Genomic DNA, 17157 nt, shown 5'->3' with positions numbered 1-17157 from the left:
AGAAAAAGAATGAGGTTTGAAAAAGGGTTTTCCTGCCACATAGCTTCAGTATAGCGTAATAAGCTTGTAGTGGAAGCCTCATCCAATGTTTCATTCTGATGGCGATTATGATATATGTCAAGTTTTTTGATCAAAAAACTTGACATATCCGATTTGTAAGTCACTGATAGTGATGGATATGACTATTCTCAATTTACAGACTTCCCGCTTATAGATAAAACAAACCTCTCGACACTAACAGGTATAATATTTCCCCGGATATGTTATATCTTAACTTGTGAACTCGCTCTTTTCAAGTCAATAACGCTGTATGAACCGAAGCTTCTACTCATCCGCCCTTTTTCTTACCGCCTTGTATATCGCGGTCGCTGCCTTGAAAAGCGCTATCTTTTTCATACTTGGGACACGGGCGGGAGAGCTTAGCTTATTGGGCAGATTGCTCACTTTTGACCTTCTGGTTTCACTCGCGGTATCGCTGATCCTGCTGAAGTATTTCGTTTACAAAGGTTACCGTTTTACGTCCGGAGCGCTGGCAGCCTCTACGATGCTGTCCTTTATTGTTTTGTTTTTGTCAAAAGACGTCCGCTCAACCGGGCAATTCTCCGATTCTTATATAGTAGCTGTTTTAGTTTCGCTGATCTCAGGTATTGTATATGCAGGGGGCCTGATCCTTTCCAGGACGGGTGAAAGGCCATTGCTGAAATTGGCGGGAATCGTGCTGCTCTTCCAAGGGCTCATCCTGCTTTTCTGCGTTGTTTGGGCCTTGAACTCAACGACGTTCATGCTGGGAGGTACCTTAACAAAGGTGGAGCGATGGGCTTCCTTACTGACAATTCCAGCACATGTTTTGTTTGCCTTAAATTTCGCACATGAAAAGACGACAGCGAAAGATCCGGATAAAGCTGGCGGCGAATCATTAGCCACAGCCATGAGAGTGTTTACCTTCGCGGCTGTATGTTTCGGCCTCTTTTTCGGCTTGCGATTGGTAACAGAAAGTATCGTAATAGCGAATGGCACCAAACAGAATGACAATAACCTTAAAGAACCGGATCAACCTTTTGAAGCTCATATTTTTTCCAACAGCCGCGGTGAAAAGCTGCCGTACCGATTACTGAAGCCGCTGGACTATGATTCCACTCAAAAATATCCTCTCGTGGTTTGTCTTCACGGAAGTTCGGGCTGTGGAAACGATAATAGTAAGCAGGTGGGTTCTTCTTTAACCGCTCAATTACTTTCTGAACACGACAACCGGGTCAACTATCCCGCTTTTGTTTTTGTGCCTCAGTGCCCGACTGAAAAAAGCTGGGGCGGGGTTCCTAACTTTCCTGCTGTGGACGCATTGGTGTTTGAGGCCATCGATGACCTGGAGCGGAAACTATCCATTGATAAGGATAGACGTTACGTTACCGGAAATTCGCTGGGTGGTTACGGGGTATGGCATTTTATCACGACGAGGCCCGATATGTTTGCCGCCGCCACCCCCATTTCAGGAGCAGGAAGCCCTACGTTAGCTAAAAACAGTATCCATGTTCCGGTATGGGCCTTTCATGGCGCAAAAGACAGGAATGTTCCTGTAAAAGGCTCGCGCCTCATGATCGAAGCTATGAAAAGCGCAGGCGGCACTCCTCTTTACACAGAGTATCAGGATGCGGCCCATGATATAGGGGAGAAGGTTAAAAACACGCCTAGTTTATTGGATTGGCTTTTTGATCAAAGGGCTATAAATTAGTGGAATGACTTCAGATGAAAATTCCTCAAAGTTCTAGTAGATAACTGTTGATGAAGCGTTTTCGGACCGATTTTAAGGGAGTGACGGAAGACTGGTACGTGAGCAACCAGGGTAGGAAAAGACTATTAAAGTCTGCATATCAAGTTTAACTTTGTACAACAATGAAGTCTCGATTTCTCAGCCAATACTTCTAATTATAAAGATACTCTAATAAAAAGTTTAGCATGATGCGAAGCCTTCAAATGAGCCTAGAAATTCCGTTTTCAATTAGCTTAAACCTTAAAAACCCACTATATTTTCAGAAGAAGAATATTAAGTGTGGCATAATCTCACAAGTTGCTTTGCGCAAAGGCGAGCATTCTCTTCAGGCAATCCATAAACATGATTTGGTTTATGAGATTACCGACAAATATGGTGGTAAGTTTGAAATTGAGTTAAAAAGAAATAAAAGTGGATTTAAGCTTCAGGGGGTGCCTAAGCTAATCAAAAGAGATTTAAGAAACGACTTTCGAATTGACGGAGTCGGAAAATCCGGATGGAGTTTAAGAAAAGCTCAAATAGGAGCTGTGTATTCTTTATTGTCACACTGGTCACTGACCAATGAGGTTGCGACAATCGTTCTTCCTACGGGAACTGGTAAAACAGAGACAATGTTTGCGACGGCACTTGCGGCGAACGCAACAAGAACCTTGGTAGTCGTCCCTACAATTGACTTGAAGCTGCAAATTGCAGATAAATTCTCGACCTGGGGAATCCTAAGAGAGTTAGGCGTCATTTCGGGGACAACACCCAACCCTATCGTTCTTACACTAAATTCGACAATACAAGATGTGGTAGAAATTAATCAGACTAATGTTGTTGTTACAACTCCAGCACTAATTGCCAGAGCAGCTCCCAAGATCAAGGAAGCGCTTCAGACTGCTTTTTCGCATGTCTATTTTGATGAGGCCCACCACATTGAGGCATCTGAGTGGAAAGAGTTACGGAATTTGTTTCAGAACTCAAAAGTTGTTCAGTTCACCGCTACACCGTATAGGAACGACCGAAAGCCGGTAGATGGCAAGTTTGTCTATAACTATTCACTATCTCAAGCACTTAAAGATGATTGCTTCTCAAAAATTTCTTTAATTTCCGTTGATCAGCGCCACCCTAAGTTGAAAGACAAAGCGATCGCAGAAGCCGCCGTGGCCAAACTTATCGAAGATAGGACGAAGAGGGGATGGATTAGGCATAAGATGATGGTCAGAACTGAAAAGACAGGACACGCTGAAGCACTGTTCCTTAATTATAAAGAATGGTTCCCTGAACAACGAATTGTGGTTGTTCATTCTGAAACCAAAGGTAAAAAGGCTATCATTGAAGATATTAGGAATGGCGCCTATGATATAGTTATCTGTGTAGATATGCTCAAGGAAGGGTTTGACTTTCCTGACTTCAAAATTGCCGCAGTCCACAAGTTGCATAAATCCCTAGGCGTGCTGCTTCAATTCATAGGTCGATTTACTCGACCGCAGCAAGGGCTTGGTGACGCCTCTTTCGTGGTCAATTTTGCGGATGAGAACTTGTCAATCGAATTGGAAAATATTTTGCGAGAGGAAGGCTCAGGTTGGGAACACGTTATTAGCGAAATTGCGGATGCAAAGAAGGCAGATGCTGAATCACTATTATCTTTTTTGCAGGGCTGTGAGCCGTTCTCCGGTTTTGACTCTCCTAATATCGAACTCAACCCTAAGCTAGTGTATCCCGCTCTTAGCTGTGTTTGTTACAGATGTGATAAGGTTGAATGGAAGAATTTTAAGGACGCCTTTAACCTCTCGAAGTACGCTCTTACTCAGCCTTACCTAAATAAGAAAGAGAATGTTTTCTACTTTACTACACAGAAGCGAGAAAGAGTGAAATGGGCTAAAACGGATAAGATGCGTGATCAAAAATGGGATTTGATTGTTATGCATTTTGCGGAGAACACCAAGCTTCTTTATGTGGGTTACTCGGAAAAATTACTTGATGTTAAGGCGCTTGTGAAGTGCATAACGGCTAAAGATCCTGTTCCGCTTAATGGTGATTGTGTATTTCGCTCATTTGATTCAATTAAGCGGTTGAGTATTGTTCACGCCGGAATCTTTAAGCCGTCCAACCATTTACACAGGTACTCTAGGTTAAGCGGCGCAGATGTTACCACTGAGCTTACAAGATGGCGAGAAGGAAAAAGATGCCAAAAATCAGATTTTGTTGGAATAGGGTTTAGAGAAGGATTTCCGGTAAGCGTTGGCGCTTCTGTCAAAGGAAAGATCTGGAGTCCAGCGCGAATTGGCGATCTAAAAGAGTGGAAGTCATGGTGTCTAGCTATGGGTAGACTTATCACTGACGAGACGATCGACTCTAACCAGCTTTTACAAGATTCTGCTGAAAAAATTCAACTAGAGACCTATCCCGAGGGATTGATCGTTCTTGCTACAGATTGGTCAGAGGTTCTTTACGATAAAATCCACAAACTCAGTGTCGAAGCAGTGAAGTCAAAATCGGTGATGCTATCTGAGTGTATGCTGAAAAGCGTTTCGATAGCGGGTAATCGCGCCAATTTTATGCTTTATGTCCTGAGCGAAGAGATTTCATTTTCGATTATACTTGGCGGAGAGAAAGGCCATAGTGTTGAAGGCCTAGACCATAGTAGCATTACCATCGAAGGGCTGAAAAGCGAGCCCGTCCCGTTGAAGAAGTTTTTTGAGGAAAATCCGCCGACTATATTTTTACTAAATGGCTGCACCGTATCAGGTAGTATTCAAACCAATTATAATACATCAGTAACTTCAAAAATCCCAACCGATAGGATTGAAATACTACCATGGGAAGGAGTTAAATACACGACAGAATCGATGTACAAGGATGGAGAGCCACGCGAAAATTCTGTTCAGGAATACGTAATGAGGCGACTTGTCAATCTAGGAGCAAAGATCGTATTTAACGACGATAACTCTGGAGAGTCAGCCGATATCGTAGCAATATTTCATGAGGAAAATTTAATTCGGTTTGAAATGATCCACTGTAAATACTCGAAAGAGAAATCTGGAGCGCGATTAAAGGACTTATTCGAGGTCTGTGGACAAGCAATCGTTTCTTTGCGACACAAATGGAAACCTGAAGAGCTACTTAAGCATATGGAAAGGCGGAATGGTACAGGTGTGCTGAAAGGAAAACGATTTTATCACGGAGGCCTTGAAAGTATTGAGGCTGTGAGGAAAGCGCTCCGATACACCAATGTAAAGTTCGAATTTGCAGTTGCCCAGCCTGGCGTAAAAACACCAGACCTGACCGATGAAATGATGACTTTCTTAGGGTCAATATATTCAACAGTGGTTGAGATGACCGAAACCAAATTGAAATGTTACTTCAATTCCTGATTTAGTTACTAGTTCGCAATAACACCCGGCACACAGATGCCTTAGCAGCAAGGTGGAGTTAGAAAGTTTAATCTTCTTGCATTAACAATTGAAGAGCCCCTGAACTGGAAATTCTGTTATTTAAACCTCGGTTGTTTCTCACGCTTTTGTAAGCGCTGGAAGATCTTTCAGCAACTACTAATAATTTCAGGTCGGAGAAATTTTCCTTACTTCCCAACACCCCTCCACCAACCCGCATACCATATTATACAACCACAAAGTATCCTCCTTACACCCACCATCATCCGGATCGTCCGTGCTGAGCGCAAAAAACAGCACATGCCTCAAACACCTTTCCCATTCCTCAAGACTTCTTGCCTCGAAGAACTGCCGGATAGTCGAATGAGCACTCCCTATTGATGTAAACGTTTCCGGAGTGTCATTCGGTGATTCCTCAATGGAGAGTTGTTGATAGATCTCATGAGCAACCTTCATCAAATCGGATAGTTTTTCGATTGCGTATACTACATCCGAAGGACTACCAAGCCTGTAATAGTCCCGGGCCGAATAGGCCTCCAGGATCGTGCGCCACCGCGTCGCAAATTCATGAGGTTTGTAGGAATCAAAGAATTCCTCCAGTTCGGATTGGATACGCTGCTGATCAGAACGGGCAGGGATATCACTTGCCTCGACCGGATTTTCAATCGAGAGTTCTGCCGTTGGCTCGTTCGACCTGTCGAACTTTGCCCTGGTGGCCAGAAACGTCTCCTCTACCAGCACTATCAGTTGACCGGTCTTTTCGACAAGGTCGGCTGCCTGCTCTTCCGAAACCCGGAAACCGGCGTTATACCGGGACTTGACATAGGCCTGCTCCAACAAGACGAGCATTTCGGAGCCGAACAATTCTTCGCTAAGCTTCGGATTAAGCAACCGCGCTTGCCCCAGCCTTCTGCCGATATGGTGGGTCTTGTCGCGGTAGCCGGTCATTGCGTAAAGCAGCGCGGTCAATGACAGCTCACAGGCCTGGTGACAGAAAAAGGTGGTCAATTCATTTTCTCCTTTCTCTACATGCCCCTTCGCCATGGTGTGGAAAGATTTTGCCTTCCGGCTGAAGCTCTCAAACACTAGCCACACCCTGTCTGAAAACTTTGCCGGTAATGCCGGAACCGTAAATTCTTGCCCCTCTTTTAGGTAAATCCTCTGAGCGCCTTCCAGCGCAAGGGTGAAATAAAGCGCATCTTTCCTGTCGGTCACAGACTTGAAGTAGTGAGTAGTAAAGACGTTGACCGTATCAGGCGCTATCGGAGAGATCCGTTCCCGGATTAACTCCCGAAAGTCGGAGATAGGATTTTGCTCCTTGTTCTCAATAAATACAACCAAATTTGAAATCTCCAACGTGACGGCATCCTTCAATAGGAAAATAGCATCTGCCGGAACAGATTCGACAATTGCCGCTACGAGCCGGTTAGCCAGGTTTTCGTCAGAACCCGTTACGGCCGACTTCCCTATTTCGGCCTCCCCTTCTTCAGGTTGCTTATCTACTCTAACCACTGAAGGCCGGTTAGTAAGGTATACCGCCTCGATCATGGCGATCAGGTTTTCAAAAAAGTACATCTGACCGCCCGGCATAGCTTCTATATGCGGATGATCATACGAAATAGAATTGCTGAGCATCTGCCACAGGTAAAACCGGCAATCGGTCAATTCCCATGACCGGCAGAACTCTCGTACTAATTCACCTGGCTCAGCCATTTCCTCGGGCGACATCCAGACGGGATGCTGAAATTCGGGATTACAAGTAGCATGTCTCATGATCGGGATATTTAGTCGATGATGCTATCGAAATTCCTGACTGCCAAATTTCTAGGTTATCCCTACCTCGTATATTTTATTCAGAAAATAGCTGGCTTCCTCCCAAATACACCTTCAAAACCTTATATTTGAGTGTTTATATCACATCTGTATTATGAGCAAGACCATACATCAAGGAAGGAATATCAAGCGCTTCAGAGAAATGCTCGGTGTCAAACAGGAAGCACTTGCGTGGGAGTTGGGTGAGGACTGGAGCCAGAAGCGGGTTTCACTGCTGGAGCAAAAGGAAGAAATTGAGCAGAGTATTTTAGAGCAGGTGGCCAAGATTCTGAAAATACCTGCCGAAGCGATCAAAACGTTCGATGAACAATCAGCAGTAAACATAATTGCATCGACAGTTAATAATCATGATCAATCAGCCTCAGTCTTCTACAACGCGGTAATCAATCCGGTTGAAAAATGGTTTGAAGCATTAGAAGAAAACAAAAAACTGTACGAGCGTTTGCTTCAATCGGAGAGGGAGAAGGTGGAGTTGTTACAGAAGGTGTTGGATAGGAATTGAAGAACAATTCTCTGACGCTTATTATTCTGTAATCAAGTTATACTGAATTAAGGATTACTTATTCACAATGGAGATGTCTCTGCCACTCTCCGATTTCTTGCCGTTAAATATTTTTTACCATACTAGACCTAACAGTCTCTTGTTTAGTAGTTCAGCAGTAAAAAGTGTACGATTAAATAGAATCTTTTCTTAAGTAAAACCTTTTTCTAGAATATGCTTTGTCAATGATCAATCAATGAGTATCAGTTTTTAACGACTTCAACTAAATTTTTAAATTCCGAACTAAGTACTTCCGGTGTTGCTTCTGTAAGGTGCGTGTTCTTTATAAACCTATAATTTATTAAAAATAAAAAATTCTCCAAAGTCAATGGCATAATAATACCACATTCAAATAAATATTTTACTACCTCATTTCTGTCAATCTTATAGTATTCTTTTAAAATAACAGGGGTGATTAAAGCGGATACATTTTCAGATAAAATAAAGCTTTCAAATCTCAGTCTAAATTTAGTTCTTAGCATTGCTATAACATTCTTCGATTTAAAGTGTCTAAAGCTTAATTGATCAAATAATCTTAACGTAGCATATTCACTTGTCTCCAAGGTTGCAAGAATCCCATTAAAGCTCCTTGATAAGTCTGAACTATTATTCCAATCATCTCGACATTTATACCTTAAATCATGATCTACCTCATGCCATCCTTCAGACAAAATCGTTCTTAATTGAATTTCGAAAGTTGCATCTATCGTATTGTCATTTACTATAGATTTAAACTCATCAATATTTTCGAGAGGAAGTTGACAAACTAAATTGATTCTAATCGGCTCAAAATTTGTTTCCGTCGCTTTATCAATAGTTTCTTCAACAATATTAAATAGTTTGGAAAGTCGAGAATATACAATTGCTATATCATCAGAAAAGTATAAAACTATTCTAATGCCAATTATATCTCGCATAAGCTTTGTTTTTCCATTATAATAGTCACTTCCCTTCATTTTTCTTTTCGATTCTACAGATGAGAAAGACTTAACTCTTTCAAAAATTCTAAAGAAAATACCAACCCTAGAAAACTCATCTTGCATACTTGATGAGAGGTTTCTAGAGAGCCTATTCAAATTTTTACTTTGATACATTATTTAAGAATTTCAGCTTTAATTATAGGTAATTTATTTATGTTTAATCCAACTTGCCCGCCCCTAATCTTCATAAAGTCTCGCTGAACAAGTCCATCTATTGATCGCATAACACTCTTATGTTGGCTTTTGTCAAAACGATGGAGAAGATGCATTATGTGTTGCGACCTAGCATCCGATATTTCCATTACTTTCCTGAGTATTTCTGCTTCAAATTCCGTAAATAGAGATGTTTGGTCATTATGATATGTGTAATTTTCAAAAATCTGACAATCTTTAAGCTTGCATTTTACCGTAGAAATCTCTGGACTTGAGTCTATGTATAAATCGTTAGACACTAAACATGCATCGAATATACAGTCAACAAAGCCTACACCTTTTAAAATGTCTAAATCGAAGTAACAATTTTTAAAGTAACAACTTAAAAAGATTGTATTTTTAACCTCAAAATCCTTAAATTTTATTTTAAAAAAAGTTGTATCATAAATCGTTAACTCTTGGTAATTCCTTACAAGTTCTTCTCGTAAAATAATATCGTAATTAAAAATTGATACTGGCTGTAATTTCTCTTTAACATCATTGATTTTCCCCCAGAGCGAAAATTTATTTTGTTTATTCTGAACTTTATAAGCAGTGCAAGCTAAGTCCAGCATATAGAATGAATAATCACGAGCAATTATATCAACAGAGGTTTCGCATATAATCTCTCCAATCAAAATACCAAATACAAAATCATTAATGAATCCAATTTGAGATTCATCGCGCCCTTTTCTGTCTAACAGTGCATGAGTAGCCAATGTGTCAACAAGATTATCTAGGCTGGGCTTTTCTTGGCCGGAATATAAAGTCCTTGTATATTCAAGTAATTTATAATTTTGATCTTTTATGATTTCCTTAAAAAACTCCTTTGATTCGACTGTAATATCAAATTCAAGAAGCATTTTAGCTACATTTTTAAAAATTTCATATTGCTTTTCAACTGTAATTATCAAATGTTGCCTTTCCTGCTCTCTCTCTAACATTCGATCAAAGTATTGTTTAATAAGCAATTCTGGATTTTCAATTTGTGTTATAAATTCATCTTCACTGATATTTTTTAGATATGTTAACAGAACAGGGTTTGCAATATATTGTATTGGGATATTACGATTTTTCGCAATTCCAAACCTATGCTGACCTAGCCAGTCTTTAATTTTGGGTTCTTTAATTGAAAATCGGCTTACAGAAAAACGATCTTCCCATTTTAGGAACCATTTTTCAAACTCTGACCCATTAAAAATTGCTGTTTTTCGAGTAGTTAAAATAACCTTTGCGTTATGCTCAAGTAAACTACCAATAGTGTCCAACATAGACTCTATTTCCTCAAATCCTTTAAAAATGTCAATATTGCTAACATTTACTTTTTCAAGTAATTCGTCAAATCCATCAATTATAAGTGGAATACGACCTTTTTTTATCTCATTTATAACCAATTCTGAATTCAAAGTCGGAAATTCAACATCTATCTCATCAAGAAGTATGTATCTAAAGATTTTTGCTCCTCTATTTTTTGCCAACTCTGTAAACAGCGGAGATATTATTTTTTCATCTTGGTTTAATAAAATGCTGAGTATTTCGTAAGCTGCACAGGTTTTACCATATCCAGCCGCAGCCTCTAAAATAATCAATTGAGGTTTGGGTCGTTGTAGGATAGTCAATACATTTTTTAATAAATCGTTTGATGTGTCTCCTATATCTCCGTCGAACAATTCAAAGGGACTTCCTATGTATTCATATTGAGATCCTAGTAAGCTTTTTGTTTGTTTAGCAACAAAATCTGTATATTTCTTTTTGAGCCTATTTTTAGTTGATTCATAAGAAAAAAAACTCTTAAAAAGTTCTAATTCTATATCTTCTTCCGAACTGCCAGGTTTTATATTGACGGCATATCCTAATTTTGAATATTGCTCCTTAATTTGTGATGCTCTATCCTGAGTTTCTTTTGAATTTGAAAACAAGATTATGTCAACACCAAAATATCTACCTTTTTTATATAAAAAAATTGCCAGATTTTCCTCATCTCTTTTTATTTCAAACCCATATGTAGCATATACGCTCTCTATTTTTTTTATATCCATAAGTAAACCTGTTCTGATAGAATTGGAAAGATAAGCGAGAAGTCAATTTGTAGATTAATATACTTTTATTAAGGCTCTGTTTAATAACAAGATAGACTTGCCTTTTGCTATTGGTCTCTTAATGTTAGTAGCCATTCTTTCCGAATGCATATCTCCATACTATAGGGCCATTACTTCATTCAAGCTTAACTCAGTAGAGTAAGCAGAAAATTCAGAAATGACACAACGAGCTAAAACAGAAGCCAGCGACAAATAGGTAGGGGCATAACTATTTTCGTTAGAATAGGACAAATCGGCACTCAATTTATACAAATCCTCTTTATTGTTCAAGATAAAGTCCATCGGATTTAGCAAACAATATTTGGCGCAAATCGTCAAGATTGTTATAATACTATATTGCATATATAAATCTGGGTCAATTTCAATAAACCCGCTTGGTTTAGTACAATTATAGCCATGCGCAATCTGTGGGTGCACCTCGTTGAAAAAATAGTCAATATTATATGGGACTGATAAGAACTGCTCACGAGCCATCTATCCGACGTTGGAGAGTCGGGCCGTGTAAATTAAAGTGCAGCAAAAAGGAATATTAGAATACGATTTTTCAACGAAAACTCAAACTCCTGAATGAAAAGTTTGATCAACCATTACTTCGAGCTTAGGAACGATAGATATATCAATCAACAAAACCGAAGTAAACACATTCGAGGAGAAACAGGAAGCTCAATAAAGGATGATCTGCTTAACCCTCACGGGCAACCGCCTCCCCCACTCAAAGAAAAAATGACGGGGCCTGTCCCCCTGGATGCAAGCCCATTCGGCGGTTTACGGCGCGTAGGGCTGTGCGCTTGAGCTAAATAGCCGGATGACGAAGTGAAGGCTTGCGGCCGTCATTTTTTGCTTTGTAACTTTCGTTTGCCCTGGCCGAGGCATCCTCGAAAAATTGATCCACAGTAAAAAACCTGTAAAATGACGCGGATGTATATCTAATAACCAAATCCCAAACCTCGTTTCCTCCTTCTCACTCTTCTCTGACGCTGGTTCAATTCGACACTGATATCTTGAGCCATCGCCTTTTCAAGAGAAGCCAGCGAATAACTCCGCCCCAGATCAGAACCTTTCATCTTGACCCTAGTTTTGGTATGAAAGAAGGCTATTCCTCTGCCGAGGTAGGTTTTGTAGCCCTCGCCTGCTAATTTTTCTTTCAGTTGCTCCATTGACGAAACCTGCGGTAGTAATCTGTCAATTGTTGTCTTCAGCTTTAAATGCACCTTATCTTTTAATTCAAGTTCATTCCTGTTTTTCTGGTTGATCCGCATATCAGGAGTCGGTATCAAGGAGAGCTCCTGTTCCATTCTCCGGCAGAACTTTCCGGTGCGGGCGTAGTTGTTGAAATGATCGGCGGTGTTTTTACCGTTATAGTTGATCCGGTTAGCAATGAGATGAAAGTGCATGTGCTCGGTATCCTGATGCCGGAAGACGACCATCTGATTTTCTTCAAAACCAAACTCTTTGGCAAATTCGGTTGAGATCCGGATGATCTTGTCATTGTCAGGCCGCTCGCCCGGAGCGAAGCTAAAGGACTGGTGCCAGACGTATTTAGTGAGCCGTTTGTTGTTTTGGTGATTCTCCAGGTACTGTCTTGCCAGGTAATCCAGGTTGATCCTGCCGTCACCGTGTGTTTTTATAGCCAGGTTCTGGATATAGACCAGCTCGCCCCGGATATCCTGGGGCTTGAGCTCCTTTTTCATTTTGGCCGTCAGCTCTTTGTCGTAGTAGCAGTATTCCAGTATCCCCTTGATGTAGCTGCCCAGGCTTGCTTTACCGATCATTTTGTTTCAAGTTATCGTTTTTGGTCGTTACGGCTTTCAAGGTATCTGCGATCACTTCGTGAATTTTATCCGGAGTTTCGGGATTGGTCTTCTCCGCTTCCCGGATTTCGTCCAAGGCTTCAGAGTAGTAAGCCTCATATTTTTCAAGGAGTGCTTGTAGCTGTTTTGCCATCCGGTTTCCGCTTTCCAGGATCAGCTCCTTACTTTCGCCCGGTTGGAGCATTTCTTCCAAGTAGCTGTTCGTTTGGCTTATCCAGGCATGGACTTGGGTGATGGTATTTTGAAAGCTACGGATTTCAAAGCTTTCAAACGCCCATCGGGTAACCAGGTTAGCCAGCAGCCTGATCCGCTGGCTGCTTTCCTGCCACTCTCTGGATAGCATCTGCCGGTCTTTGGTTTTCACTACTGCCAATGAGAGGATTCCCGCGAGTTGCTCCAGTACACGGATCGTTTTTGCCATTTGGGGAGGCAGCGTTCTTTTCTGCGGTCTTTTAAAAGGTACGTCCAGCGCAAGTGTCAAAAAATACTCACTTGCTGACAGGCCGCTTTTCCGGATTAAATCATTGATCCTGGCTTTCTGCTCCTGGCTTACCCACACTGAAAAGTGGGCTCTTTTGGCAGTCCCCTCTGCTTTGGGTGGTCTGCCGATTTTGGTTTGCTTTTCCATATTCTTCGAGAAATTAGCTATGAGCCTGATAAGGCGAATAGCGGGGTCCAGGGGTTTTCCCCTGGCCAGTTTCGCCGGTCGTCGCCCTTTTGCGACGTACCGGCGATAGCTGGCTGTGAGCTAAGCCACCCCTACGCCCTATTGATGTTTACGTATGGCAGCGTTTGGCCGCAAAAGTTTAAAAAAGTTCACTTGGCTGTTTTACGTGCTGATTTCTGGTTCAACGGTACCAAGACTTCTTGCTTTTTGGAGTCAAACACAAAATGAAGCCCTGGTGTAGGTTCACCTTCTGGCGCTATTTTTAGCACCAGGTAACGAACCTTCTTTTTTTCTGTGACCCTACCATTTTGAGATAAGACGGTGTAGTCTTTTAGATTCTCATACGTATTGACAGCATTCCGGATTTCTTCAAACCGCCTTTCTGTATACGCCAGGTAAAAGATAAGTATCGCGATCAAGGTGATCGCTGCTGCTATAGGCACTGCTATCCCCAGTCCCAGTAACCAAGCTTGTTTGCCTGAAGTGATTTGAAACACCCGCTGACTTTTTCGGATTTTGAACTGGGCTTCTTTGATGATCTCTGTGGTATCTTTGACCTGGCCTGTTAGTTGCTCGAAGAGTTCGCGAAATTCTTCCAACACCATCGAAGTCCAGTCATCCATGAGGGTACCGTACTTTTGGGCGTACTTCCCCTTCAACCGGTTGAGCCTTTCTCCGATTTCCTCACTCATAGCCGAAGTTTTCTCTCAGTTCCCTCTTCAAGGTGATCCTGGCACCCGGGTAATACTTGTCCAGGTTGAATCCGCTGCGAATACCGTCCAGTATCTGAATCCCCAACAAACTGTTGGCATCAAAATCGCCGAACCTTTTGTACGCTATCCCCATGGCATGGCACCGGGCGGCCAATTCTTGGGATAGCTCCGGGTATTGTTTGAAGGTGCTGATATTCTCCCAAGCCGTTACTTCAAACTGCCCTGCAAGGACCTGCACCATTTTGTCGAGGTATTCCCCGCAGGCTCTATACGCTCCGCCTGCTGCCATGATGATGTGAAATACGGCCTTGAAACCTACTTCGTCGCACCAGGCCTTAAAGTCAAGATCACGGGCAACCAGGGCCGGGAATTGTTCGCTTTCCGGTGCGCCGAAGTCCATAAAGACTTCCTGGAACGGGCTTTCAGAGAGGCTTTCCACGTAGCCGACGAAAATATCCCTTACCAGTACGTCGCGCTTATCGATCAGAGAAATACTCTCGAGTCTCTCTTCGCCCAGGAACGTGAGTTGCCTCAAAGAGGTTTTGGTCGAACTGTCCACATCGACAAACAAGGAATGGCGATTCGATTCAGCCAGGGCGCGTAGGTAGGTATGCAGACTTTTACCGACCCCACCTTTGGCCTGGAGTATAAAATGAAATGTACGCGTCATGGTTCTTTTGCAAATTTGGATTTAACAATCAGGTTTTTCTGTAAGTCGATTTTGTCTGGGTCTGTCCAACCGGGATTCTCTTTTGCCTGTAGGGGATTTTCAGGCTGAACTTCCCTGGAAATAAAAGCCGGTGGATGGACTGTCTGTTTGGTTAGCGGTTTTAAGGGGCGCTTTTTAAAATGGTACCGGCAGAATTTAATGTCGGCTGCGTTAATCATACCTTCTCGCCCAAGCTGTTTACAAATCATATCGGCGATATAGACGGCCGACATTTCCGATTCGATTAGCTGTTGATAGAGCCGGTAGAGAATACGCCTGCGTTTCTTGTCCCGGCGCTCAAACAGGTCGATGAGGGTTTGTTTATCCATCGTGCTCATCTGTCTGAGATTGCGCTTCGGAAAGAATACCCTCTTCCTGCTTCCACTTGTACACGTTGGCCCTGATGTATTTAATGTCATGCTGGGTTACCCAGGCTTTTCCCAGATCCTGGTTGATGAGCTCTGTCAGGTACGCAATCGAATAGGGCTTTTCAAAAAGATGCCGGTAATAATGGTAAAGGAATCTTCTTCGTTTGGCGTCCTTTCGCTCGTAAAGCGTGAGGAGCAGCTCTCGTGTGAGCTTCGGGCCGCTGGTTGATTGGCTTGGTAGTTGGTTCATTGGCAAACGAGCTTTCAAGGTGAAACATACCCCAAAGCTCGCTTGCCGTTTATGCCAAAACGTTCCTGCCGTTCCGGCTGGAATAAAAAGAATGTTATAGGAAATTTCCGGATTTTTCCGGTTTTAAAGGCTTTTGATCAAAAGACTACAATCCCTTACGTATTTGTAACGCGTTTGACTTGGCGAGCAGTTGAACGTATCCTGCTCTTCGGCCTGGAAAACCTTTTCAAAAGATTTAGGAGAAATATCGTGTCGGAGCCAGGAGTTGAATAATCTGGCTACCTGCGGGCCGGTAAGCTCCTTCTGGATTTGTCCTTGCTGGTTCAAGCAGTAGTAAAGTGCGCCTAACAGCAGCCTGGAACCATTGCCGCTTTTTCGAAATTGGTAGATACCTCGGGTTTCTGTTTCACAAATCCACTGTTCACCTAAAAGGACGCTGAGGAGTTTTAAAAATTTTGCTTTTCTGGTCTCTTCGTCTTTCCCGGTCAAAATGTTATGAAAATGAAGATAGAAGACATTTTTCGAAGATCTACCTTTCCCCACGTCGCCAGGTGATTCCAGTAGGCTGCCAAAGCTTGCTTCCATGTCTTTCTTCCAGCTCGCTAAGCTAGGAGCAGATTCTTTTTCTTTTGGTCGGCTATTTAGCCACTGGTAGATTTCAGCTATGGTCTGTCGTTTAGCTTCGGTGGTGCTATAGTCAGGTCTCGAAAGGAGATTTTCGACAATTGAACGCTTGTGAGAAAGTAGTTGGCAGAACCGGCCACGCATCAGATTAATCCGTCTACGCTTATACGCTGGAATAGTCCAAAACTTCACCGGCTGGGTCAAATCCGCTCGTAACTCATCAATAAACCGATGGTGGTCATCATCGATTGAGAAAACAAACCGGTTGTGATACAGGATCAATAGCCGGTTTAAGAAAGTAAGCTCGTTATTGTAGAATTTACCTGTGAACTCCTCCGACAGGTATTTGAGCAAGGGGTATTGTAAATTGGAATGCAGGTTCATCTTTCTCTTCGTTTCGTTTTACACTTGGACCTGGGGGCAGATACCCCTATTTCACGGAATTGACTACTAAAATAGAGAATCAGGACCTTTTCCCGAAATTGTTTTAAAGAAAAATATTTTCCGAGAAGGTATACGATATACCAGCCCACACCGAGTAGAGATAAAATAGTAAAACTGCGAAGATTTGCGCAGTTTTACCACAACTATAGGGTAGCGCCATTTCTTCGTCTATTCAGCTCGTATGACACGCATTACAACAATGGTAGCAGCCATTAATTCTAACGTACCGATACTTGGATTTTGCAGTTTCTACGGCTGTTGAACAAGAGTAGAATTCTCCCAGATACGTATAATTTGACGAAGGAAGAAAACGACATCCATCTTTGTGAACCTCGTTATCGCCGTTTGATTGTTGATTGTGATTTAAGTAATACTTCGCCATGATTTTTAGTTGTTTAAAAATGCACCAAAGTCGTGTCCCAATCGTGTAGCATCGCTTATTTTCGTACGGAGTACCAACATCCCACGGAAAGATTACAGCTATCACAAGGATAAAGCCTCGACAACTTAGGCTTCAGAACACTTGCTTTCTTAGTATACTCTTTAACGTTCAAAAGATACTACTGCAACTATCTCAAGATCAACACATTTATCTCCTTTAGTATATAGGTAAAACTGTCAGTATCCATATGTTGATTTGGTATAACTCGTCTCATATTGCCATATTTGCATTTGCCGAAGGTAAAATACGCTAACCGCTTCTGTTCCAAAATGGTCAAATTCCGAAACCTTATACGGAAAAAGCCAGGGGCCTGTCAAAAGCTATTGAGACCTAGGTAGC

Annotated in this window: 14 protein-coding genes; 3 read left to right on the top strand and 11 right to left on the bottom strand. The window is 42.0% G+C overall.

Annotated elements, in window-relative coordinates; all coding sequences use genetic code 11:
* Positions 1-544 precede the first annotated feature (544 nt).
* Together ABD852_RS16895 and ABD852_RS16890 are read left to right on the top strand one after the other, a co-directional pair.
* Positions 545-1729, top strand: a complete 1185-nt coding sequence (locus ABD852_RS16895; protein WP_345031042.1) for a carboxylesterase family protein — start codon at positions 545-547, stop codon at positions 1727-1729.
* A 224-nt stretch (positions 1730-1953) separates the two neighbouring features.
* Positions 1954-5127 (top strand): DEAD/DEAH box helicase, encoded by a 3174-nt coding sequence (locus ABD852_RS16890; RefSeq protein ID WP_345031039.1) that lies wholly within the window; start codon positions 1954-1956, stop codon positions 5125-5127.
* A gap of 186 nt (positions 5128-5313) precedes the next feature.
* Here the strand turns inward: ABD852_RS16890 and ABD852_RS16885 are convergent, their stop codons facing one another.
* Positions 5314-6918, bottom strand: a complete 1605-nt coding sequence (locus ABD852_RS16885; RefSeq protein ID WP_345031037.1) for a HEPN domain-containing protein — start codon at positions 6916-6918, stop codon at positions 5314-5316.
* 154 nt (positions 6919-7072) lie between these two features.
* On the opposite strand from ABD852_RS16885, the gene ABD852_RS16880 reads away from it, so the two are divergent.
* A complete protein-coding gene (locus tag ABD852_RS16880; RefSeq protein ID WP_345031036.1) occupies positions 7073-7480 on the top strand; it encodes a helix-turn-helix transcriptional regulator in 408 nt (135 codons plus the stop codon).
* A gap of 242 nt (positions 7481-7722) precedes the next feature.
* Here the strand turns inward: ABD852_RS16880 and ABD852_RS16875 are convergent, their stop codons facing one another.
* From ABD852_RS16875 to ABD852_RS16830, 10 genes are all read right to left on the bottom strand, one after another.
* Positions 7723-8562: a hypothetical protein gene (locus tag ABD852_RS16875; RefSeq protein WP_345031034.1), complete on the bottom strand. Its 840-nt coding sequence runs from the start codon at positions 8560-8562 to the stop codon at positions 7723-7725.
* Between the two features lie 50 nt (positions 8563-8612).
* A complete protein-coding gene (locus tag ABD852_RS16870) occupies positions 8613-10730 on the bottom strand; it encodes an NACHT domain-containing protein (RefSeq protein ID WP_345031033.1) in 2118 nt (705 codons plus the stop codon).
* Positions 10731-10889: 159 nt separating this feature from the next.
* The gene (locus tag ABD852_RS16865) at positions 10890-11264 is read right to left on the bottom strand and encodes a hypothetical protein (RefSeq protein WP_345031031.1); all 375 of its coding nucleotides are present in this window, start codon (positions 11262-11264) and stop codon (positions 10890-10892) included.
* 452 nt (positions 11265-11716) lie between these two features.
* Positions 11717-12562: a relaxase/mobilization nuclease domain-containing protein gene (locus tag ABD852_RS16860; protein ID WP_345031028.1), complete on the bottom strand. Its 846-nt coding sequence runs from the start codon at positions 12560-12562 to the stop codon at positions 11717-11719.
* Positions 12552-13229, bottom strand: a complete 678-nt coding sequence (locus tag ABD852_RS16855) for a plasmid mobilization protein (RefSeq protein WP_345031027.1) — start codon at positions 13227-13229, stop codon at positions 12552-12554. The genes ABD852_RS16860 and ABD852_RS16855 overlap by 11 nt, the downstream gene beginning before the upstream one ends.
* Before the next feature lie 188 nt (positions 13230-13417).
* Positions 13418-13960 carry a hypothetical protein gene (locus tag ABD852_RS16850; RefSeq protein WP_345031025.1) on the bottom strand — a complete coding sequence of 181 codons (543 nt, stop codon included), beginning with the start codon at positions 13958-13960 and terminating at the stop codon, positions 13418-13420.
* Positions 13953-14651 (bottom strand): P-loop NTPase family protein, encoded by a 699-nt coding sequence (locus ABD852_RS16845; RefSeq protein WP_345031024.1) that lies wholly within the window; start codon positions 14649-14651, stop codon positions 13953-13955. The genes ABD852_RS16850 and ABD852_RS16845 overlap by 8 nt, the downstream gene beginning before the upstream one ends.
* Positions 14648-15019 carry a hypothetical protein gene (locus tag ABD852_RS16840; RefSeq protein ID WP_345031023.1) on the bottom strand — a complete coding sequence of 124 codons (372 nt, stop codon included), beginning with the start codon at positions 15017-15019 and terminating at the stop codon, positions 14648-14650. Before ABD852_RS16840 ends, ABD852_RS16845 begins: the two co-directional genes overlap by 4 nt.
* Entirely contained in the window at positions 15012-15308 is a 297-nt protein-coding gene (locus ABD852_RS16835; RefSeq protein ID WP_345031022.1) for a hypothetical protein, read from the bottom strand. The genes ABD852_RS16840 and ABD852_RS16835 overlap by 8 nt, the downstream gene beginning before the upstream one ends.
* Positions 15309-15431: 123 nt before the next feature.
* Positions 15432-16316 (bottom strand): forkhead box protein, encoded by an 885-nt coding sequence (locus ABD852_RS16830; protein ID WP_345031020.1) that lies wholly within the window; start codon positions 16314-16316, stop codon positions 15432-15434.
* Positions 16317-17157 lie beyond the last annotated feature (841 nt).

The organism is Ravibacter arvi (genome assembly GCF_039540405.1).
In the GTDB taxonomy this organism is placed as follows: domain Bacteria; phylum Bacteroidota; class Bacteroidia; order Cytophagales; family Spirosomataceae; genus Ravibacter; species Ravibacter arvi.
Note: the sequence above shows the minus strand (reverse complement) of the source record. Positions and strands in the feature narration are given on the sequence as shown.